Annotated in this window: 22 protein-coding genes; 8 read left to right on the top strand and 14 right to left on the bottom strand. The window is 63.0% G+C overall.

Features of this window, described 5'->3' with window-relative positions; translation table 11 throughout:
• Positions 1-103 precede the first annotated feature (103 nt).
• The 5 genes from rimM to AC57B6_RS01545 all read left to right on the top strand — a co-directional run bounded on the left by rimM (position 104) and on the right by AC57B6_RS01545 (position 4028).
• A complete protein-coding gene (rimM, locus tag AC57B6_RS01565; protein ID WP_028199264.1) occupies positions 104-838 on the top strand; it encodes a ribosome maturation factor RimM in 735 nt (244 codons plus the stop codon).
• A gap of 25 nt (positions 839-863) precedes the next feature.
• Positions 864-1631, top strand: a complete 768-nt coding sequence (trmD, locus tag AC57B6_RS01560) for a tRNA (guanosine(37)-N1)-methyltransferase TrmD (RefSeq protein WP_028199263.1) — start codon at positions 864-866, stop codon at positions 1629-1631.
• 144 nt (positions 1632-1775) lie between these two features.
• On the top strand, positions 1776-2165 hold the full coding sequence (rplS, locus tag AC57B6_RS01555) for a 50S ribosomal protein L19 (RefSeq protein WP_007180916.1): 390 nt from the start codon (positions 1776-1778) through the stop codon (positions 2163-2165).
• Between the two features lie 93 nt (positions 2166-2258).
• The gene (locus AC57B6_RS01550) at positions 2259-2975 is read left to right on the top strand and encodes a CoA pyrophosphatase (protein ID WP_028199262.1); all 717 of its coding nucleotides are present in this window, start codon (positions 2259-2261) and stop codon (positions 2973-2975) included.
• A gap of 114 nt (positions 2976-3089) precedes the next feature.
• Complete coding sequence (locus AC57B6_RS01545; RefSeq protein ID WP_028199261.1) at positions 3090-4028, top strand: CobD/CbiB family protein; 939 nt, start codon at positions 3090-3092, stop codon at positions 4026-4028.
• A gap of 105 nt (positions 4029-4133) precedes the next feature.
• On the opposite strand, the gene AC57B6_RS01540 is transcribed toward AC57B6_RS01545, so the two are convergent.
• From AC57B6_RS01540 to AC57B6_RS01530, 3 genes are read right to left on the bottom strand one after another with little or no spacing between them, the layout of a single operon-like run.
• Entirely contained in the window at positions 4134-4454 is a 321-nt protein-coding gene (locus AC57B6_RS01540) for a putative signal transducing protein (RefSeq protein WP_046568119.1), read from the bottom strand.
• A 32-nt stretch (positions 4455-4486) separates the two neighbouring features.
• The gene (gene rsgA, locus AC57B6_RS01535; RefSeq protein ID WP_028199259.1) at positions 4487-5428 is read right to left on the bottom strand and encodes a ribosome small subunit-dependent GTPase A; all 942 of its coding nucleotides are present in this window, start codon (positions 5426-5428) and stop codon (positions 4487-4489) included.
• Positions 5425-6684 carry a M48 family metallopeptidase gene (locus AC57B6_RS01530; RefSeq protein ID WP_496420584.1) on the bottom strand — a complete coding sequence of 420 codons (1260 nt, stop codon included), beginning with the start codon at positions 6682-6684 and terminating at the stop codon, positions 5425-5427. The genes rsgA and AC57B6_RS01530 overlap by 4 nt, the downstream gene beginning before the upstream one ends.
• Before the next feature lie 179 nt (positions 6685-6863).
• Here AC57B6_RS01530 and orn point away from each other — a divergent pair, with 179 nt between their 5' ends.
• On the top strand, positions 6864-7472 hold the full coding sequence (orn, locus tag AC57B6_RS01525; RefSeq protein WP_183796545.1) for an oligoribonuclease: 609 nt from the start codon (positions 6864-6866) through the stop codon (positions 7470-7472).
• Positions 7473-7568: 96 nt separating this feature from the next.
• Here orn and mog read toward each other — a convergent pair whose 3' ends face one another.
• Together mog and yjgA are read right to left on the bottom strand one after the other, a co-directional pair.
• Positions 7569-8204 carry a molybdopterin adenylyltransferase gene (gene mog / locus AC57B6_RS01520; RefSeq protein WP_496420583.1) on the bottom strand — a complete coding sequence of 212 codons (636 nt, stop codon included), beginning with the start codon at positions 8202-8204 and terminating at the stop codon, positions 7569-7571.
• The gene (gene yjgA, locus AC57B6_RS01515) at positions 8194-8796 is read right to left on the bottom strand and encodes a ribosome biogenesis factor YjgA (protein ID WP_496420593.1); all 603 of its coding nucleotides are present in this window, start codon (positions 8794-8796) and stop codon (positions 8194-8196) included. Before yjgA ends, mog begins: the two co-directional genes overlap by 11 nt.
• 361 nt (positions 8797-9157) lie before the next feature.
• On the opposite strand from yjgA, the gene pmbA reads away from it, so the two are divergent.
• On the top strand, positions 9158-10528 hold the full coding sequence (pmbA, locus tag AC57B6_RS01510; protein WP_029674218.1) for a metalloprotease PmbA: 1371 nt from the start codon (positions 9158-9160) through the stop codon (positions 10526-10528).
• Between the two features lie 177 nt (positions 10529-10705).
• On the opposite strand, the gene AC57B6_RS01505 is transcribed toward pmbA, so the two are convergent.
• The 9 genes from AC57B6_RS01505 to AC57B6_RS01465 form a co-directional block, all read right to left on the bottom strand.
• Positions 10706-11206, bottom strand: a complete 501-nt coding sequence (locus AC57B6_RS01505; RefSeq protein WP_028199253.1) for a dihydrofolate reductase — start codon at positions 11204-11206, stop codon at positions 10706-10708.
• Positions 11207-11307: 101 nt separating this feature from the next.
• On the bottom strand, positions 11308-12756 hold the full coding sequence (locus tag AC57B6_RS01500) for a sigma-54-dependent transcriptional regulator (protein WP_260324163.1): 1449 nt from the start codon (positions 12754-12756) through the stop codon (positions 11308-11310).
• A gap of 186 nt (positions 12757-12942) precedes the next feature.
• The gene (locus AC57B6_RS01495) at positions 12943-14382 is read right to left on the bottom strand and encodes a hypothetical protein (RefSeq protein WP_030101274.1); all 1440 of its coding nucleotides are present in this window, start codon (positions 14380-14382) and stop codon (positions 12943-12945) included.
• A 111-nt stretch (positions 14383-14493) separates the two neighbouring features.
• On the bottom strand, positions 14494-15294 hold the full coding sequence (locus AC57B6_RS01490) for a peptidase C39 (RefSeq protein ID WP_496420582.1): 801 nt from the start codon (positions 15292-15294) through the stop codon (positions 14494-14496).
• Between the two features lie 6 nt (positions 15295-15300).
• Positions 15301-16011 (bottom strand): C39 family peptidase, encoded by a 711-nt coding sequence (locus AC57B6_RS01485; RefSeq protein ID WP_030101276.1) that lies wholly within the window; start codon positions 16009-16011, stop codon positions 15301-15303.
• A 94-nt stretch (positions 16012-16105) separates the two neighbouring features.
• Positions 16106-17509 (bottom strand): FapB/FapC family functional amyloid domain-containing protein, encoded by a 1404-nt coding sequence (locus AC57B6_RS01480; RefSeq protein WP_028199248.1) that lies wholly within the window; start codon positions 17507-17509, stop codon positions 16106-16108.
• 29 nt (positions 17510-17538) lie between these two features.
• A complete protein-coding gene (locus tag AC57B6_RS01475; protein WP_030101277.1) occupies positions 17539-18123 on the bottom strand; it encodes a FapB/FapC family functional amyloid domain-containing protein in 585 nt (194 codons plus the stop codon).
• A gap of 62 nt (positions 18124-18185) precedes the next feature.
• Positions 18186-18677 carry a FapA family amyloid fibril periplasmic chaperone gene (locus AC57B6_RS01470; protein ID WP_496420581.1) on the bottom strand — a complete coding sequence of 164 codons (492 nt, stop codon included), beginning with the start codon at positions 18675-18677 and terminating at the stop codon, positions 18186-18188.
• Between the two features lie 62 nt (positions 18678-18739).
• On the bottom strand, positions 18740-19306 hold the full coding sequence (locus AC57B6_RS01465; RefSeq protein WP_496420580.1) for a hypothetical protein: 567 nt from the start codon (positions 19304-19306) through the stop codon (positions 18740-18742).
• Positions 19307-19841: 535 nt separating this feature from the next.
• Here AC57B6_RS01465 and AC57B6_RS01460 point away from each other — a divergent pair.
• Positions 19842-21236 (top strand): sigma-54 dependent transcriptional regulator, encoded by a 1395-nt coding sequence (locus tag AC57B6_RS01460; protein WP_030101279.1) that lies wholly within the window; start codon positions 19842-19844, stop codon positions 21234-21236.
• Positions 21237-21364 lie beyond the last annotated feature (128 nt).

Genomic DNA, 21364 nt, shown 5'->3' with positions numbered 1-21364 from the left:
CGTATCGTCGTCGGTTCGGCCGGCGGCTCGCGCAGCTTGCGTGAGCAGTCCGATGCGCGAGTTTTGCTGAAGCAGACGTCGAAGTCGGCAGTGAGGTGTTCTTATGTCTGAGCGTGATTCCGGCGGTTCAGGTAGCGCAAAGGCAAAAGCGGCAGCCCCGCGCGCAAAGACGTCTGGTCAGGCGCCGTTCGGCGCATTCGTCCGCAAGCCGGTCGAAAAAGCCGAAGGCAAGGCGAAAGCCAAAGTTGCAAACACCGCTTCCAGCGCGGCAGAAATGCGGATGGAAACGGTGGAAAGCTGGCCGGCCGACGCGGTCGAGGTCGGTGCAATCGTCGACGCTTACGGCCTCAAAGGCTGGGTCAAGGTAGCCGCGCATGCGGATGCCGGACATGGCGGAGACGCGTTGCTAAGCGCAAAGCGCTGGTGGTTGCTGAAAGGCCACGAGCGCAAGTCGGCGCCGTCATTACAGGCAAAAACGCATAGCGACAGTATCGTTGCCCATCTGGGCGGCGTCACTGACCGCGATGTGGCACTGGCACTGCGCGGCACGCGCGTTTACATCAGCCGCAGCGAATTTCCGGCCCTCGGGGCCGATGAATTCTACTGGGTCGACCTGCTCGGCCTGGATGTGGTGAACGTTGCCGGGGTCCACCTCGGTAAGGTTGCAGACATGATCGACAACGGTGCGCACTCGGTGTTGCGTATCGAATATCCGGATACCGACAAAAGCGGTAAACCGGTCACCGGCGAGCGTTTGATCCCGTTCGTCGGCGTCTTTGTCAAAACGGTGGATCAGGCGGCGAAGCAGATCATCGTCGACTGGGAAACCGATTACTAAATAATTTCGCTGACTGGAGAGAGCGATGCAGTTCGATGTCGTGACGCTCTTTCCTGACATGTTTCGTGCGCTGACCGACTGGGGTATCACCAGCCGTGCGGCGAAGCAGGAGCGCTACGGGTTGCGTACGTGGAATCCGCGCGATTTCACCACCGACAACTACCGCACAATCGACGATCGCCCCTACGGCGGCGGCCCCGGCATGGTCATGCTGGCCAAGCCTCTGGAAGACGCGATCGGTGCGGCGAAGGCCGCGCAGGCGGAGCAGGGCATCGGCGCGCCGCGCGTCGTGATGATGTCGCCGCAAGGCGCCACACTGAATCACGATCGCGTCATGCAGTTCGCGGCCGAACCGGGCCTGATTCTGTTGTGCGGGCGCTATGAAGCGATCGATCAGCGTTTGCTCGACCGTGTTGTCGACGAAGAAGTCAGTCTCGGCGACTTCGTGCTGTCCGGCGGCGAATTACCTGCAATGGCGTTGATGGACGCGGTGGTGCGTCAATTGCCCGGCGTGCTGAACGACTCGCAATCGGCGGTGCAGGACAGTTTTGTCGACGTGCTGCTGGATTGTCCGCATTACACGCGCCCGGAGGAATACAACGGTGTGCGTGTGCCTGATGTGCTGCTCGGCGGCCATCATGCGGAAATCGAAGCGTGGCGTCGGCGTGAGGCTTTGCGTAACACGTTGAACAAGCGGCCCGATCTGATCGTGAAGGCCAGAAAGAACAAGATGTTGAGCCGTGCCGACGAGGCATGGCTTGCGAGTCTCGCAAAGGAAGCGTCCAAGGCATAAAGCCGTGGAGCTTTCGAGCGGACATAGGCGGCGCCGCACATGCGTGTACGGTGCCAGATGTGAACCCATCCTCTATCGGGGCCGTAGCCAAGTGTTTTCACGAGGCAGGTACGAACGCCGACAAGATGGACTTAGGAGTCAGTGATGAATCTGATTGCAAAACTCGAGCAGGAAGAAATCGCGCGCGCCCTCGGCGAGAAGACCATCCCCGAATTCGCCCCCGGCGATACGGTGATCGTCAGCGTGAACGTGGTTGAAGGTACGCGTAAGCGTGTTCAGGCTTACGAAGGCGTCGTGATCGCCAAGCGTAACCGTGGTCTGAATTCGTCGTTCATCGTCCGCAAGATTTCGTCGGGCGAAGGCGTCGAGCGTACGTTCCAGACGTACTCGCCGTTGCTGGCAAGCATCGTCGTGAAGCGTCGCGGCGATGTGCGTCGTGCGAAGCTGTACTACCTGCGCGACCGTTCGGGCAAGTCGGCTCGGATCAAGGAAAAGCTGGTCGCCAAGAAAGACCGCGCTGCTCCGGAAGCGTAAAAGCTGTAAGAAAAAGCACCCCTCGCGGGTGCTTTTTTGTTTGCCAGGTCAAAATAGCGGCATGTCCCCTATCCGCTCATTCCGAGAGACCCGTTGATCCGCCCCGCCTTTGAGCCTGAAACTCTGCCTGTCGAAGCGACGGGTGCCGATCTGCCGCCGGTGGTTGCCGGGCGCCTGACGCCCGATGGTCTGCGCGGGCGGTTCGAGCAGCGTCTCAGTTGGACGCCTGAACCGATTATCGAAGCGCCCTGGCGCGATAAGCACGTCGATCCGCGCGTGGCCGCCGTGCTGGTGCCGTTGGTCGTGCGCGACAACGGTCTCACTGTGCTCCTGACGCAACGTGCCGACCATCTGAACGACCACGCCGGCCAGGTGAGCTTCCCCGGCGGTCGCCATGAGCCGTTCGACGCCGACGCGACTGCCACGGCCTTGCGCGAGGCGCAGGAAGAAGTCGGTCTCGATCCGTCGCGCGTTGAAATTCTCGGTGCGTTGCCCGACTATCTGACGGGCACCGGGTTTCGCGTGACGCCGGTGATCGGTCTTGTGCATCCGCCTTTCACGTTGAAAATGGATGCACTTGAAGTAGCCGACGTCTTCGAAGTCCCGCTCGCATTTCTGATGGACCCCGCGCATCACGAGGAACGCGTGTTTCGTTACGAAGGCGGCGAGCGGCGCTTTTTCGCGATGCCCTATCCGCGGGCTGCGTCGGCGCAGACGGAAGATCGTGAGGGTCAACCGGGCGGCCATTATTTCATTTGGGGCGCAACGGCGGCGATGCTGCGCAACTTCTATCGCTTTCTCGCGGCGTAAGCCACGGCGGTCTGTGCAGTTGTTGGGTGTTTGTCAACGTCTGCGCTCAGTCGCATCCGACCCTGTGCTATCGTTATAAAACAATCGTAAAACTCGAAAAGCACGGCGCATCGCATGACTTTTTTCTCCGTATTGCTGGCTCTGATCATTGAACAGGTGCGCGCGCTGTCGCCGAACAATCCGGTGTCCGCGCTGCTTCAATACCATGCGGAGTCGGCGGCGCACGGATTCGATGCCGGCAAGCCCAGGCATGGCCTGCTCGCGTGGCTCGTGGTAGTGGTGCCGTGGACGCTGGCTGTCGCGCTTGTCTATTACGTGCTCTACCACATTCACTTTGCACTGGCCTTCCTGTGGAATGTCGCCGTGCTGTACTTCACGCTTGGCTTCCGGCAGTTCAGCCATTACTTCACCGACATTCACCTCGCGTTGAACAACGACGATGTGCCGCGCGCGCGTGAAATCCTGAATGAATGGACCGGGCTCGACACTGTCGACATGCCCGTCAGCGAGATCGTGCGCCATACGCTGATTCACGCGGTGGTGGCCTCGCATCGGCACGTGTTTGGGGTTTTCTTCTGGTTCCTGATTCCGGTCGGGCCGGCGGGCGCGGTGCTGTATCGGATCGCCGAGTATCTGGCGCGCGCATGGGCACGGCCAGTCGATGATCGCACGGTCGCCTTCTCGAGTTTTGCGCAGCGGGCCTTTTTTGTGATCGACTGGGTGCCGGCGCGGCTAACGTCGCTGGGTTTCGCGATTGTCGGCAATTTCGAGGACGCGATTTATGCCTGGCGCAATCACGCGCGCCAGTGGCCGGATGCGAATGACGGTGTGCTGCTGGCTGCGGGCAGTGGGGCGCTTGGCGCGCGTTTGAGTGGGCCGCTCGCTGAGCAGTCGAGCCTCGACGCGCTCGCCACGGGCGACGGTGGCCCGATGCAGGTCGGTGACGACTGCACGCCGCGCACGCTGCAATCGGCAGTGGGCCTCGTGTGGCGCGCGGTGGTGCTATGGATGATTTTGTTGTTGATGCTCACGATCGCGGTATGGCTCGCGTGAATCGGCGCGTCGCTAACGCGATGCAATAGAAAAAGCCGGGTTCTTACCCGGCTTTTTTGCGCTCACCACAGTGGCCTCACTACCTGCCCCCCGAACCCGACTGCGTCACCCATCCAGCGGATCCCGCGCCGTTCCGCACTGCCAGCACACCGTGAACTGCGCTTCGAGCGTCTCCCCACACTGATGGCATTGCCATGAAGGCGAACCTGGCGCTGGTCCATGCGCCGCTGCATCGATCAGCCGTCGCGCCATTGCCTCGTCGCGTTCGTCGACAAGCCACAACTCCGGCGCGCACTGATCCGCCGGAATATCGCCGAGCGCGCCGTTCAGGTAACGGTTGTGCAACTCGCAAGCGATGCCCGCCGTCTCCAGCACATTGACCCAATGCTGTCCGATGATCAGATTCGGCGCGCGCATCAGTTTCATCGTGAATCCGAGGGTTGAAAGCGACGCGCGCGTTAGCGCACGATCTGACTGGCTTCATGCACCAGTTGCGCATACAGAGCATGCCGTTCGCGCCGGATCCGGCCATCGGCAACCGCTTCGAGAATTGCGCAACCCGGCTCCTGCAAATGATGGCAGTTGTAGAAGCGGCAGTTCGGCAGCAACGGCCGGAATTCGGGAAACGCGCGTTCGAGCCGGCCTTCGGTGAGGTGATGCAGACCGAATTCCTGGAAACCCGGCGAATCGATCAACGCGCCGCCGTCGGCACCGGGCAAAGGGTAGAGCCGCGTGAAGGTGGTGGTATGCCGGCCGCTGTTCAGCGCGGTCGAGATCTCACGGGTGGCGACTTCCGCATCTGGAATCAGCAGATTCACCAACGTGGATTTACCCATGCCCGACTGGCCGAGCAGCAGCGTCGAATGACCTTGCAGATGTTCCAGCAAAGCAGGTCGCGCGTTATCAGGCTGCGTCTTGATCGACACTTCGACCACCGTGTAGCCGAGCGCGCGGTACGGTTCAAGCCGTTTGCGCGCGCCCTCCAGCGCACCGGTCACGTCGATCTTGTTCAGCACGATCAACGGCTTCAGTTCGTTCGCTTCGGCAGCGACCAGCGCGCGGCCGAGCAGGTCTTCGCTGAAATGCGGCTCGGTCGCGAGCACGATCAGCAACTGATCGAGATTCGCGGCAAACAGCTTCGACTTGTACTGATCCGAGCGATACAGCAGATTGCGACGTTCGCCGATCTCGACGATCACGCCCTGGTCCGCCGAAGTCGGCTCGTAAATCACGCGATCGCCGACCGCCACCTCGCTGCGCTTGCCGCGCGGGAAGCACTGGAGCATCGGGCCGCCGTCTTCCGGCGCGACCAGGTAGTGGCGCCCATGCGCGGCAATCACGAGCCCACCTACGCGTGTGCTGGACGGCGCGCGCGGCGCTTTCGGGGAGCGGCCGCTCATGCGTGCCGCAGCAGGCGGTCGATCCGCTGCGACGCCGGCGGATGCGAGTAATAGAACGCGGTATAGATCGGATCGGGCGTCAGGGTCGACGCGTTGTCCTCGTATAACTTGACGAGCGCGTTGACGAGGTCTTGCGCATCGGTTTGCGTGGCGGCGAACGCGTCGGCTTCGAACTCGTGCTTGCGTGAGCTAAGGCTGCCGAGCGGCGTGACAAAGAACAGGAATACCGGCAACGCGAGGAAGAACAGCACCAGCGCGAGTCCGCTATTGCCGCCGATCAGCGACGGCCGCACGCCCAGCCCTTCGTAGAACCACACGCATTGCGTCAGCCAGCCGAGCAGGGCGAGCATCACCAGACTGATCGCGAACGTGACGACCATCCGCTTGATCACGTGACGGCGCTTGAAGTGGCCAAGTTCGTGCGCGAGCACCGCTTCGATCTCGCTGCCCGACAGGCGCGCGATCAGCGTATCGAAGAACACGATCCGCTTGGCCGCGCCGAAGCCGGTGAAGTAGGCGTTGCCATGTGCCGAACGGCGGCTGCCGTCCATCACGAACAGGCCCTTCGCGGCGAAACCGCAGCGCTGCATCAGCGCTTCGATGCGGCTTTTCAGCGCCTCGTCCTTGAGCGGTTCGAACTTGTTGAATAGCGGTGCGATAAACGACGGATACAGCACCAGCACGAGCATCTGGAATGCGACCCAGACGATCCACGTCCACAGCCACCAGAGGCTGCCGGCCTGGTTCATCAGCCACAGTACGACGAACAGCAGCGGCAGGCCGAATGCGGCGCCGAGCAGCAGGCCCTTGAGCCGGTCGAGGAAGAAAATGCCCTTGCTCATCCGGTTGAAGCCGAAGCGCTGTTCGACCACGAATTGCCGGTAGTACTCGAACGGCAGATCGATCACGCCGGTGATCGCGATCACCGCCGCGACCAGTACGATCTGGCCGACGTAGCCGCGGCCCAGCCAGGCGGAGATCGCCAGATCGAGTGCCTGAACGCCGCCCAGCAGCGTCAGCCCGATCAGGACGGCAGCGCCGACGACGACCTCGATCATCGCCAGCCGTGTGCGTTCGATGGTGTAGTCGGCGGCGCGCTGGTGCGCGGTGAGCGCGATGGTGCCGGCGAACTGGCTCGGCACCTGCTCGCGATGGCCGGCGACGAAGCGGATCTGCCGCGACGCGAGCCACAGTTTGGTGCCGACCATCGCCACGACGGCGACGACGAACAGGACAGTGAAGTACAGGGTGGGCATCCGGGGATTCCGTGGTAACTATGCGAGAATTATATGTTTCTTCCCGCTTCGTGGCGGGGGGCTAAGTCCAAAACTGGACAAAACCGGCCGAGGCCGGCACAAACCAATCTCATACGAACAATCGGCGCGGCCATTCTGCTTCCTGCGAAGCGATTTGCCGGGCCCTCAGGGTTGCCCTCATGACTGACATCCTCGCATCCACCGAACCGCCGTCGCTCGTGCGCAGCGACATGAATCTCGTCTGGCTGGACATGGAAATGACCGGGCTCGAACCGGACACCGACCGCATCATCGAAATCGCGGTGGTGGTGACGAATTCGACGCTCGACCGGTTGGTCGAAGGGCCGGTGCTGGCGATTCATCAGAGCGACGAGACGCTCGCCAAAATGGATCAGTGGAACCAGAACACACACGGCCGTTCGGGCCTGATCGACCGGGTGAAGGCGTCGACGGTGAGCGAAGCCGACGCCACCGAGCAGATTCGCGAGTTTCTTGGCGCTTATGTGCCGCCGGGCAAGTCGCCGATGTGCGGCAATTCGATCTGCCAGGACCGCCGTTTCATGGCGCGCTGGATGCCGGATCTGGAGCGCTTCTTCCATTACCGCAATCTCGACGTCAGCACCCTGAAGGAACTGTGCCGCCGCTGGCAGCCCGCGATCTATAAGGGTTTCCAAAAACGCGCGATGCATACGGCGCTGGCCGACATCCACGAATCGATCGACGAGCTGAAGTACTACCGCGAGCACTTCCTGATCCCGGCGGCACCGGACGCAGCGGCTGCGGAGTAATACCGCTGCGGCTCGGGGGGCGTGGCGGCGCAAGTCACGCCGGCGCGGCTCCGGCAGTGCGCACAGCAATACGCGGCCGCCGCCGCAACTTCGGCCTCAATGCTGCCGGGGCGCGCGCGCTGCGTTTTTCGGCCGGAACGCCTTCACCACGTCGGCATTCGTTTCCACATACGGGCCGCCGATCAGGTCGATGCAATAGGGCACCGCGGCGAAAATGCCCGGCACCTTCACCGCGCCGCCTGCTTCGGCGTCGCGTAGACCTTCCAGCGTTTCCTTGATCGACTTCGGCTGGCCAGGCAGATTGATGATCAGCGCCGCGTGTTCCGCAGTTTCGCGAATTACCGCCACCTGACGCGACAGAATGGCGGTCGGCACGAAATTCAGGCTGATTTGCCGCATCTGCTCGCCGAAACCCGGCATTTCCTTCGTCGCGACCGCGAGAGTCGCTTCCGGCGTCACGTCCCGGCGCGACGGGCCGGTGCCACCGGTAGTCAGCACCAGATCGCAACCGGTTTCGTCTACCAGTTCGACCAGCGTGGCGGAGATCGTGGCCGCGTCGTCCTGAATCAGGCGCGTGACCACCTGAAACGGCGAGCTCAACGCGGCGCCGAGCCATTCCTGCAGCGCCGGAATGCCTTTGTCCTCGTACACGCCGGTGGATGCACGGTCGCTGATCGACACGAGGCCGATCACGACTTCATCCGGATGTTGGCGTACTGCCTTACGCGTCATCGTCGTCTTCCAGAGCGTCTTCAGCATCGGAATCGGTGTCGGCAGCCGGCCCGTCGGCATTCTTGATCCACTGGAACAGCTCGCGGAAGTAGCGCGGCGGCTTGCTTTGCTGCGCCTCCTTGCGGGCGTTGCGAATCAGCGTGCGACCCTGCTGCGGATCGGCGTTCGGGTGCTGGCGGATGAATTCGGTCAGCGCGGCGTCGTCGGCGAGCAGTTTCTCGCGGGTGCGCTCGATCCAGTGCAGTTTGGCCGTTTCCGCCTTGTTGACGCCGTTATAGGTGTCGAGCGCGGTGCGCAGCGCGGCGGTTTCCTCTTCCAGCAGCGAGCGCATCACGCGCCCGACGTACTGCACCTGGCGGCGCTTGCCTTCGTGGTCGGTGATGCGGCGCGCCTCGCGCACGGCGTCGTCGAGCTTTTCGGGCATCGGCATGCGCTTGAGCGCGTCCTTGGGCAGGGCGATCAGCGCCGAGCCCAGTTCCTGCAGCTCGTGCATTTCGCGCTTGAGCTGGGACTTGCTGGGACGGTCGTAGCCGTTCTCGTCGACTTCCGGCTCGGCGGATTCGATGGGTTGAATGCGGGTTTTGCGTGTCATACCGATATTGTAGCGTGCCGCGCCCTTCGAACCCGCCGTGCTGCCGTGCACAAGGCGTCTGGCGGGGTTTTTCGCAAGCACGGCGAGGCCGGCAATGCCGGTGATGCGGGACGAAACCGGAACTGGGCCGCGTCGGGTGTCACAACTGCGTCACGACGCCGCCGCGATCGCGCCAAGGCGACGCAAGGCTCAGCGAATGCCAGGTGCAGCTTCGCGTACCTTGCTATGATCGCGGGATGCGTGATTACGCAAACGAGCAGGCAGATGAGCACGTGAACAGCGCCCGTAAAAATGCGAGCGCATGCGTGCGGCATGGGCGAACACACAGGGCCGCTCGGCCCCGAACAGGACGGCAACGACAATGGCAGCAGACATGGACGTCAAGCAGCGCTTTTTTCCGCATACCCAGGATGAACTGAAGGAAATCGCCTCGGACATCCTTCGTCACGCGAAGTCGCTCGGCGGAACCGACGCGGCAACCGAGATTTCCGAAGGCGACGGCCTGTCCGTCTCCGTGCGGCGCGGCGAAGTCGAGACGATCGAACACAATCGCGACAAGATGGTCGGTGTGACGGTGTTCATCGGCAACAAGCGCGGCAATGCGAGCACTTCGGACTTTTCGTCGCAGGCTCTGAAGGACACGGTCGCGGCGGCGTACAACATCGCCCGCTTCACGGCTGAAGACGATTGCGCGGGTCTCGCCGAAGCCGACCTGCTCGAAACCGCACCACGCGATCTCGATCTGTATCACCCGTGGAATCTGACGGCCGACGAAGCGGTGGAAATCGCCCGCCGCTCGGAAGACGCCGCGTTCGCCACCGATCCGCAGATCAAGAATTCGGAGGGCGCGAGCGTCTCGGCGCAGCACTCGCAATTCGTGCTGGCCACCTCGCGCGGCTTTCTCGCGGGCTATCCGTACTCGCGTCACTACATCGCCTGCGCGCCGATCGCCGGCAGTGGCCGCAATATGCAGCGCGACGACTGGTACACGTCGACCCGCAGCGCGTCCGACCTCGCCGACCCGGAAGCAGTAGGCCGTTACGCGGCGCAGCGGGCCTTGTCGCGCATCGGTGCGCGCGGGCTCGATACGCGCAAGGTGCCGGTGCTGTTCGAAGCGCCGCTCGCCGCCGGCATTCTCGGCGCGTTCGTTCAGGCCACCAGCGGCGGCGCGTTGTACCGCAAGACCTCATTCCTCGTCGATAGCCTCGGCAAGCCGGTGTTCGCGCCGCACATTCAGGTGGTCGAAGATCCGCACGTTGCGCGGGCCATGGGCAGCGCGCCGTTCGACGAAGAAGGCGTGCGCACCAAACAGCGCTCCGTGGTGAAGGACGGAGTGGTGGAAGGCTATTTCCTGTCCACCTACTCGGCGCGCAAGCTCGGCATGCAGACCACCGGCAACGCCGGCGGCTCGCACAATCTGTCGCTGCGCAGCTCGAAGACACGTCCGGAAGACGACTTCGAGGCAATGCTGAAGAAGCTCGGCACGGGCCTGCTGCTGACCGAACTGATGGGGCAGGGCGTGAATTACGTGACGGGCGATTATTCGCGCGGCGCGTCGGGCTTCTGGGTCGAGAACGGCAAGATCCAGTATCCGGTCGAGGAAATCACCGTGGCGAGCACGCTGCAGGAGATGTTCCGCCATATCGTCGCGATCGGTGCGGATACGATCACGCGCGGCACCAAGGAAACGGGCTCGGTGCTGATCGAACGGATGACGATCGCGGGTCAGTAAGCGGTCGGCAACAGCGCTGAGAAAAGCGCTGAAAAAAGAAACGCCACGCAGTTGCATGCGTGGCGTTTTTTTATGCGTTTCGGGCGGCGCAAGGCGAAAGATGAATGCGCGAATCCCGGCGTCAGATGCAAGAACCGTCAGTTAGTCAGTCAGTCAATCAGGCGCGGCGCGTGGCCTTCACGCGCCCTTACGCTTATAGGTCACGAAGGCGTAATCGAAGTCGTTCGGTGCATCCGCGCGATGGGTTTCATGCGCGACCTCTTCCCATTCGTTTTCATCGAGCTCCGGGAAGGTGGCGTCGCCTTCGAAATCCGCGGAGATTTCGGTGACGATCAGCTTGTCCGCCTGACGCAAGCCTTCCGCATACAGTTGCGCGCCGCCGATCAGAAACGCTTCCGGCGCCTGGTCCTGGGCGGCGAGCTTGAGCGCGTCTGCGAGCGTGGTGGCTGCGTCGCAGCCCTGAAAGCGCCGCGTGGCGTCCCGTGTCACGACAATGTTGCGGCGTCCCGGCAACGGCCGGCCGATCGATTCATGCGTCTTGCGGCCCATGATGATGGGCGCGCCCATCGTGGTGCGCTTGAAGAACGCGAGGTCTTCGGGAAGTCGCCAGGGCAACTGGTTGTCGCGGCCGATCACGCCGTTATTGGCGCGAGCGACGATCAGGGTGAGCGTCGTCATCGAATGGAAAGGGGAACGTAACCAGGATGATTCTACCTGAGGTGAAAGGGCGCGCCCCGGTCGGGTGCCCCCGGCCAGGCGCTCCCTGCTACGCGTCCCGCTCATTCGTGCGCGGGCTCATCGGCGCCGAGCGCCTCAAGCGCCGCTTTCTCGTCGGCCGCGCTGGGATCCCGCAAGCCGTGCTGACCCATCAGCCGATATAGCGTGACGCGCGAAATGTTCAGATCGATCGCCGCCTCGTTCAGCCGGTGGCGATGCCGCAGCAGCGCTGCTTCGATCGCGCGCTTCTCGGCGGCTTCGCGTGCCTGCGAGAGGCTCATGGTCTGTTGTCCGGTGAATTGCGCGAGGTCGAGGTCGTCGGCGGAAATCAGCTTGTTTTCCGCCATCACGATCGCGCGGCGCACCCGGTTGATCAGTTCGCGCACGTTGCCAGGCCAACTGTAGTTGTACATCGCCTCGATCGCAGACGGCGTAAAGCCGCGGATCTTGCGCGCGCTGTCGGTCTTGAACTTGTGCATGATGTGATGCGCAAGAATCTCGATGTCCTTGCCGCGAGCGCGCAGCGGCGGCTCGTCGACCCGCAGCACGCACAGACGGTGAAACAGGTCGGCGCGGAACCGTCCTTCGCGCATCGCGATTTCGAGGTCCACATGGGTTGCCGAGATAATGCGCACGTCCACCTGGATCGATTCGCGGCCGCCGAGCCGCTCGATCTTACCTTCCTGCAGAAAGCGCAGCAGGCTGGCCTGACTTTCCATCGGCAGATCGCCGATTTCGTCGAGCAGCAAGGTGCCGCCGTCCGCGGCCTCGACCCGGCCGATCTTGCGCTGGTTCGCGCCGGTGAACGCACCACGTTCGTAGCCGAATAGTTCGGACTGCAGCAGATGATGCGGAATCGCCCCGCAGTTGATGGCGATGAACGGCGCCTTGCGGCGCGGCGAGCGTTCGTGGATCGCCAGCGCGGTGAGTTCCTTGCCGGTGCCGGATTCACCCGAGATAAACACGCTGGCGTCGGTATTGGCGACTTTGCGAATGGTGCGGAACAGTTGCTGCATCGCTTCGCAGGTGCCGACCATTTCGTCTTCGTCGTCGGCCGCAGTGGGCGCGGCAGGCGGGATCTCATCGGCATCGCACAAGGTCACCATGCCGAATGCGTGACTGACGAGATAGTCGATCGTGGCGTTGGCTACCGGCGTCTTGACGTAGTCGAAGCAGTAGTGGCGGATCAAGCGGCGCACGCCCGGGTCGGCGAGGCGCTCCGGCGTGACGAGCGCAATCCAGCCAATCTGCTGTTGACGCAGGCTCGCCTCGAGGCCGCCCAGGTCGCGCGGCGCAAAGCTTGCGAGGTCGGCGATGCCGGCGCACAGCACGTCGGGCTTGAGCAGGCGCGTAACCTCGTGAGCCGAGCGGGCCACCAGCACGTGCCAGCCGCGGCTCTGCAGATGGGCGCTCAGCGTCTCGTCCGGCGTGCGCGCGACATAGAGCAGGGTCCGCTCGATCTGCGCGTGCGGCAGACCGCCTCCTTTTGCGGCGGAAGAGGGCTCATGCAAGCGCTCCACGACAGCCTCCTGAGGACGCACCAAAGAGACTTCCGATGGGCGCCCCCCGAGGACGCCCGCTGTTCGTGTCACAGGACCTTCCGGCGCCCGGGCAATCGACAGATGAGCGCCGGAGGGCGGTGTAACGCTGCTCAGATGGGGTGATTCGCGCACGATCAGCCTCGTATCGTTGGCACGTCAAAAAGTGTAGGGAAAGCGCACACCGATCACGAAGTTCGGCGTGTCGGGCGTGAGGCCCACCGACACCGAACCGTTGATCGTCAAGTGCTTGTTCACTACGTGATTCAGGCCGAAGGTCAGGGCGGCCGCCGTGGTTTCGCTGCCCGGCACCTTCGAATAGGTTCCGCCTGGCGCCTTGGTTTGCGATTCGGGTTCCAGCGCCATCGTGTACGAGATGCTGGCCGAATCCTTGTCCGAGAACGCGAGCGCGACGCCGCCGCCGAACTGCACGACGTCGCCGATCTTGACCGTCGCCGGTTCGGTCTGACCGATCACCGACGAGATGTCCGAGAACGAGCGGGCAATGTTGTAGGTGTACGAAACGCTGCCGAACAGCACGACCGGATCGTAGGTCTTCAACACCGAGAGGCCCGCCGTGATGTTCCAGAAGCCGGTGCCGGTGGGCAGCTTGGTGGGCGCGACGAGGTTGGTGTTGTTGGCATCGACCTGTTGCAGCTTGATGCCAAACGGCGACGTACCGGTCGGCGCCTTGATGCGCAGGCTGCCGACCAGGTCCGGCAGGCTGTTGGTTTCCTTCAGGATCTGGTAGTAGATCCCGAGGTTGACGTCGCCGATGTTGCTCGAATTCGCCGAGGCGTCCGAGACCGTATTGGCGGCCCCGCCGGCCCCGCCGACGATGAAATTGCTGTGCCGGTAGACGTAGGGCACGTCGACGTCGACGCTGATGCGGTCGGTCAGACCGTAGCGCGTGTCGAGGTCGGCCATCACCTGGTGCGACTTGGTTTCGCCGAGGTTGATGTTGCCGAGGAAAATCGCATCGAGCGCGAGGAAGCCGGACAGTTGCAACTGGCGGCGGTCGTAGTAGGTATCGCTGATGCCCCAGTCCATGGTGAGCTTGTGCTCGAACAGCGGCGTGTGCTGCTGGTTCTGCACCACCGCGTCTTCGGCTTGCGTGCGCACCGGTTGCGCGGCTTTCTGGGTCTGGCCGACCGCGCCGCTGCCGTCGGTCGCGGCAGGCAGGCTGCCTCCGCCGCTGTTGTCCGGCACCGGCGGATTGACCGGCACGCCTGTCGCGGTGCCCGTCGCGCTGCCGGGTGCGGGTGTGCCGGGGTTTATCTGGGCCAGCGGCGGCAGCGGCACAGGCAGGCCGTCCGCGCCGGGTTGCTCGGCGACCGCGGCGTCGCCGGTCGGCGTGCCGTAGCCCGGTGCGCCGCGGCCGCGCTGCGCCATCTCGAGATTCGTGACCTGCCGTTCGAGTGAGATGATCTGCTTTTGCTGCTCGCTGACGACGCGCATGAGCGTGTTCAGCCGGTCTTCAACCGATTGATCGGCGAGCGCCTGCGCGCTGGCCCCCTGCGATAACGCGAACAGCATGACTGCGGCCGGTATGGCCGCTAACGCCATGCGTGGCGTGCCGGTCCTTGAGAATCTGATCATTTTTGTTCCCCCGGTATTCTGACCGTGCGTCGCATGTCTCCTATGCTTCGCGCGGCCGTTTTGGTGCTGCTGTGATACTTGGTCTTGGTCCTCGGCGGGTGGCGGCCCGCGTTATCTCCTTACGGTGTTTTGCAGGGCTTGTAGGACACCCAACTGGCGCAGCATCGAGGCCGACATCTGTTGTGTCTGCAAATGCAGTTGCAACTGGTTGGCGACTTGCTGGTTATTGCCTGCGATCTGCAAGAGTTGGGCGATCATCCCTGCTTGTTGCGCGTTGCTCGGCGAGATGCTTTGAGTGGCGATACCGGCCGGCGTTTGCAGCGCGATCGAAATTCCGCCGTTGGCGAGACTGACGGAGGCCTTTATCGAGCCGTTCGCATTGCTGGCGGTTGCCGAGCTTGCGTTGTTATAGGTACCGCCGCTCAGACTGGCCGGCGAGGCGTCGAAATCGATCAGCGCCTGGTTGGTGCCGAGGTTGCCGTTGCCGGCCACCTGAGCGATCTGCGAGACGCCGTTGACGCTGACGTTCTGCCCGCCGCTCGCGCTGGCGTTGTGGTTGGCTCCGCTACCCGATGGCCCGTTCGGGCTGGTCACGGAGGCCGATGAATTGAACTGCACGTTCGGCGTGTTGAGGGCGTTGGTGACGATGGAGAGCGCGCCTGAGGCGACAGCGGTGGCGCCGTTCGGCAGCTGCCATTGCGACAGCAGGTTGATGACGACGCCCGAGATGATGTCCCCGACAATGCCTTTGCCGGTCTGGCTGGCGAGGACGGTGTCGTCGACGGCTTGCAGCTTGAGGGCGCCGACGTCTTCAAACACCGTCGGCGCCTGCTCGGCGGCCTGCGCGACTGGTGTAAGGCCGCACGTCGTGAAACACAACGCGCAGCCAATAGCGATTAAGTTTCGGTCCATGATGGGTCAGAACAACTCTGCCTTGATCAAACCGTATTCAACAAAGGGAGTCGCAGCCGTGCCGTTTTCCAGCGCGCGTTCGCGCAGTTTGAGCGCGAGCGACTCGTTGCCTTGCAAGAGCGGAGAATCCTCCTTGAATGGCTTGCCGACGACCGCGAACACGAGGCCGTTCCACTTCTTGACGAAGTCGTCTTCCATGACGATGCGGTTGCCGAGGGCGGGGTCGGCAATGAAAACGCGACGGTCTTCGGCGTGCTTGACGATCACGAAGTGCTCGTAGCCGTCGCTGTTCATCAGGACGAGCACGGGAATCTGCAGGTGATAGAGCGCTTCGGCGGTGACACGGAAACCTCGGCCGCGCAGGCCGATCGTTTCGACGAACTTCTTCATGTCGAGCATCGAGAAGCCGTTCTTGACCACCACCTCCGGTGTCGAAAACACCATCATGCGGCGGATCATTTCGGTTTCGGGAATGTCGATGCCGTAGCCGTACTTCAGCAACGTGGCCAGAGCGGCCGAGCCGCAGCTGTAGTCGTAACGCTGCGAAACGATATGGTTGTAGCGCAGCTCGCGAATCGAGCGCACGTTCACGTCGAACGGCACACCGGCTGCGGCGTTCATGGAAAGGGCACTCTGCGCATGAGCCGCCTGTGACAGCACGAGTCCTGCGAAGAGCGCCGCAAAAAAGCCATGCGTTGCCCTGCTCACCCCGAACATGGTCTATCCCCCCCAGGGGAGACACCGGTCAGCCCGAAGGCTGACCGGTTGTCTTCCTGCTATACAGCTTTAACTACTGATTACGGACTGCTGATTACTGATGCGACACGCTGGCGACTGCAAGGCCGTTGTGTTGCAGGTTGCCTACACCCGACGCGATATTCACACCGATGTTGCCGGTCGCGTTGGCCAGTGCGCCTGCGCCGAGCATCGACGAGCCGGTGAACTGGCCATTAACGGCTGCGTCCGCGGTCTGGCAGTTCTGGTCGCTGGCGATGACTTCGCCACCTTGCATGCTGCCGCGATGATGATTCCAGCCGCCCATCCCGCTGCTGCTGCTGTCGGTCGTAGCCGAAGCTGCCAGGCTATTGTTTTGCACGTTGCCCACACCCGAGGCCACGTTCACGCCGATGTTGCCGGTTGCATTGGCCAGCGCGCCCGCGCCGACGGAAGCGACGAAGTTGAAGTCACCCACTTTGGCCGAGCCGCTCGACGATTGAGTCGAGTAGATCTGCGCGGTGCCGAACACGGGGCCGACATCCATGTTCGACAGCGCGGCGTCGTTGGACTGCGCGTTGTCGATGCCGGTGGCGATGTTGACGCCAATGTTGCCGCTTGCCGTATCCAGCGCATTGTTGCCGATGCCGGCGGACATCGTGGTCGGCGTTTCGGTGTTGATGTGCTGGGTGATGCTGCCCGTGACCGTGACGGAGCCCCGGTTGTCATCGTAGTTATGGGTCCATCCATAGGCGTGGCTGCCTTCGGAGAAGCTGGCATGTACTTCGTCGCCATAGCCGCTGCGGGTTTGCGTCGCCGTGCTCTGGCTGGCTGCCGCATAGCCGCCGTACGCGACGCCGTAGCCGGCTGCCTGTGCCTGGAGCCCCGCGCCGAAATTGCTCGACTCGTGGGTGTTCAGCGCGCCGGCAAAGCCTGCCGCGAGACCGCCGAAGATCACGCCGGGGCCGCCGCCGAGACCGGCGATGAAGCCCGCCGCGAGGAAACCATTGGCGGAAGCGTGCGTGTTCGCATAGTTGTACCCTCTGACCGATGTTTCGAAACCGGTTGCGAAGCCGCCGCCCGCAATGAACGCAGCGCTCGACGAGGCCGTGTTGGTTTGCGTGTTGCTCTTGTTGTAAGCCCAGGCGTTGTTGCTATACGACTGGCTCACGCCCCAGCCGCTGCCGCCGCCGCTTGCGTGGTCCCAGCTATCCGTCGTGTTGACGGTCGTGGTCACGTGGCCGGAGACATAGCTCTGCGGCGGCGTCTTCATGTCCACGCCGCCGACGTTCACGTTTTGCGTGTTGTTGACCGTGGCGCCGGAACTGCTGTTCACGTTGACCTTGCCACGCAGCGTGATGAAGCCGAATTCACCGATGTCGGTATAGACGTTGGTTGCCGTAAAGAGCTCAGCCGGGTCGCAGCCGGCCGTGCATTCGGCGTAAGCCGAGCTTGCTGCCATCGTCGACAGGACAGCCGCTGCAATGAGTGTGCGCTTCATGATGACGCTCCGATAAAGAGTGTGGCTCGTTAGAAAAAGGTGCCCGCCGGGGGACGGAGCACAAAACTGTTTGAACTGACGTTACCTGAGCCGGCAGTCTGGTTGATCTGGACGATTCCACTGACGTTCTTGAACGCGTCCGCACCGATGGACACCTCGCGCGCGTCGTGGTTATTGCCGGACTTTCCCAGCCCGCCTCCCTTGGCGGTCGTAGCGGATAGCACCCCATCCGCTACGATCTCCGCTTCAACCGGCCCAGTGCCGATCATGGCGCTGTTCCGCTGAAGATTCCCTACACCCGCCGACTGATTCACTTCGATAAGGCCAGAGGTGTTTGAAAAAGCGTTATTGCTGATCGTGCTTTTCGCGGCCGTTGTTTTGGCGTTGGTGGACGCGCTCTGCGAACTGCCGATCAGATTGAAAGGGGTTTGCCCGTTGGCGAGCACGCCCTGATTTGCCTGCACGTTGTCCAGACCCGCCGCCTCGTTGATGGCGACGACCCCAGTCGCACCGTTGAGCGCACCGTTGCCGATCACCGACTGCACGTCGACGAGCGCGGACGGCGTTTGAGCGTATGCCGCTACGCTCGCAAGGCCGAGGAGAGCGCAGACCATCAAGGGCCAGCGCGGCTGCTTGCGTGACGCAAAGGGCTTCGCTGCCGGTGCGTATGTGGTTTTCATTTCATGGCTCCCAACGCAGCGCCGAGGGGTGCGAGGGCACCGTTGACCGACTGGGCGATCGAGCTGCCGATTCCGCCGGCGCCGCCGAAGCTGGCGCCCGCGCCAACCGGGACGGTATTGCCGGCCCCCGCGAGCATGTGCTGGATGCCGTTGGCGCCGACAAGCGCCGGCATGAAGCCGTTGCTGGCGACGCCGCTGGTGCCGTGCGCGCCGTTCAGGTCGAGGTCGCTCGCCATCGCGCCGATCGCGCCGTCGAACGCCGCGCGCGGGAAGGTTTGAACCTGTACCGAAATCGGATCCTGGCTCTTCGGCACCGGCACGAACGCATCGCGCGGGGTGATGTCACGCTCGATGATCAGGTTGCCTGGCTCGGTCGCCTGCTGCGCGGCGGCACTCGTGACGGCACCCGCGGCGAGCACGCCGAGCAGCGCGGACAGCAGGGCCGCATGTGGGCGGCTGCTGCTCGGCATCTGGGTTGAGGCGTTCATGTCAGCTCCTTGCTGGCGGACGATCGGCCGGTGCGGTCTTGGGCAGCGAATGGATCGCCGCGCTAATTTCTCTGATAGCTTGTGACGTTGCCTTGCGCAGAACGGGCGACGTCGACGGGCACCGGCAACTGGGACGGCGGAGCAATTTCGTCCCACAGCGTCACGCGGTTGCCGCCGCTGTTGAAGCTGCGCATCATTTGCGGGGTCGCCGCGACCATCAACATGCCGCTGAAGCCGCCGCGCTGACTGGATAGCGCCTGGTCGTCCAGCACGAGATCGCTCACGGACGCGGTGTCGGCGGTAATGCTCAGCGCGTTGCCGGCCAGATCGCTGCGCGACGTGGCGCTGTCGATCATGTCGGCTGCCTTGTGGTCCGCCACCGCGTTGTCCATCGAAGCGGCGCTCGCCGTGTGGATGGCCGCCATATCCGGCGTTGCCACCGCTGCGAGCGTCGTGCTCGCGAGGGTGGCGGAACCGGTATCGGCGGTTTCGGCCACCGTGGCGGATTGAGGCAGGGTGAATTCCTGTGCGTCGACACCGGCGGGCAGCACGATCAGGACCATCGCGGCGGCGCACAGTGCGGCGCAAGGTGCCATGCTGTTCAGGTCGATGCGGAAAGCGAGTCGCATGATGTGTCTCCTTGGTGCACAGCATTTAGCGAAACGTGTGCCATGAGTCGCAATCCATTGATGCGTCTGGAGGCGGCCCGCATACCGCGGAGAAAGAACCGGGAAATCGGACAAAAACGTTTCAGTGCTGAAACGGCAGGCAGAAAATACCTGCAATTCGTTAAATCGGACGGTATGAACTACCTTGGGTGAACGCCAGGAAAAGCGCTTCCACAATGCTTTTATTCGTAAGTTGAATAAGATTGGATCGCCCGCCCGGCCTTGCTGAGAAAGGAGTCCCCGATTAAATTCGCATAATTGTTTTCCAAGCGGCGCGTGTATAGTAAGCTCTCGAAAACAGCTTCAGATTTAAAAAAGCCCGCTAACGGGCCGTCTCAAACACACACGCCGCTTTCTTGGGGATCAGCTGTCCGCACGGAATGGAATGACCGTTCGGGTTTTGCTATTTCGCGAATCCCGAATGAGTCAGCGTGTCTGAACCGCGGTTCAGGTGCGTACGTCATCCTTAACGTTCGTTGACGAGAGGATCTGAATAATGGAACCCGCAACGCGGCAACTGATTTACGTTTCACGCGATCCGAGCGCGGAACTGAATACACGCTTCAATCAGCGCGGCTGGCATGTCGAAGTCGTGGGATCGGCGCGCGACGTGCGCCGTGCGGTTCGCGCCGGCATGGCGGCGGGCGGCCTGCTCGACCTGTCCAGCGAATTTCAGCCCCACGAAATCGCCGCTTTCGAGTCCTGTCTGACCATTCCTAATGTTGGCTGGGTTGCGGCCACCACACCCGGGCAACTGCAGGATGCGGCCTTGCGCCGGCTTGTGCGGGACTACTGTTTCGACTATGTAACGGTGCCTTACTCGGGCGACAGGATCGTCGATTCGGTGGGGCATGCGTACGGCATGATCTCGCTCGGAGAGCCGGCATCGAACGACGGCTCGCAAGGCGCGGAAGGCGAAATGGTCGGTTCGTGCGACGCGATGCTCGCGCTGTTCCGTTCGATTCGCAAGGTGGCGATGACCGACGCGCCGGTATTTATCTCGGGCGAATCTGGCACGGGCAAGGAGCTGACCGCGGTCGCGATCCATGAACGCTCGGCGCGCCGCAATGCGCCTTTTGTGCCGATCAACTGCGGCGCGATTCCGCCACATCTGTTGCAATCCGAATTATTCGGTTATGAACGCGGCGCGTTCACGGGCGCCAGTCAGCGCAAGATCGGCCGGGTGGAAGCGGCCAACGGCGGCACGCTGTTCCTCGATGAAATCGGCGATCTCCCGCTCGAAAGCCAGGCGAGCCTGCTGCGTTTTCTGCAGGAACGCAAAGTGGAGCGGCTGGGCGGTCACGGTTCGATCGACGTCGACGTGCGCATCATCTCGGCCACGCACGTGGATATGACGGCGGCGATGATCGAGGGGCGGTTCCGCTCCGATCTGTATCACCGCCTGTGCGTGCTGCAAATCGACGAACCGCCGTTGCGCGCGCGTGGTAAGGATATCGAACTGCTTGCGCGGCACATGCTGGAACGTTTCAAGAAAGATGCAAGCCGCCGTCTGCGCGGTTTCGCGCCCGACGCCATCGCGGCGCTGCATAACTACGGCTGGCCCGGCAACGTACGCGAGTTGATCAATCGCGTGCGGCGCGCGATCGTGATGTCGGAAGGGCGCGCGATCACGGCACGCGATCTCGAGTTGGCCGAATACGTGGAGATCGTGCCGGTGTCGCTCGCCCAGGCGCGCGAGGCGGCCGAGCGTCAGGCAATCGAGCTTGCGCTCCTGCGCCATCGCGGCCGTCTCGGCGACGCCGCCCAGGAACTCGGCATTTCGCGCGTGACGCTGTATCGTCTGTTGTGCTCTCACGGCATGCGCCATATGGAAGGCGAACCGCTGGCTGCCCCGCATGGCGAGTTGCCGGCCTCGGTGCCGCATCTCTAGCAGGCTTTCCCGCCGATATTTTCTTCGCCGCGCGCCCCAATCGGGCGCCGTGCGGCTGCGCTTGTTAAAATCGGGTTTTCCGCTCACTCTCCGTGGCGCATGTTCCCGACCGAAGGGCGCGCTGCGTC

Source organism: Paraburkholderia sp. BGA-UO-ETr-F12 (genome assembly GCF_059567945.1).
This window is presented reverse-complemented; position numbering and strand designations above follow the sequence as displayed.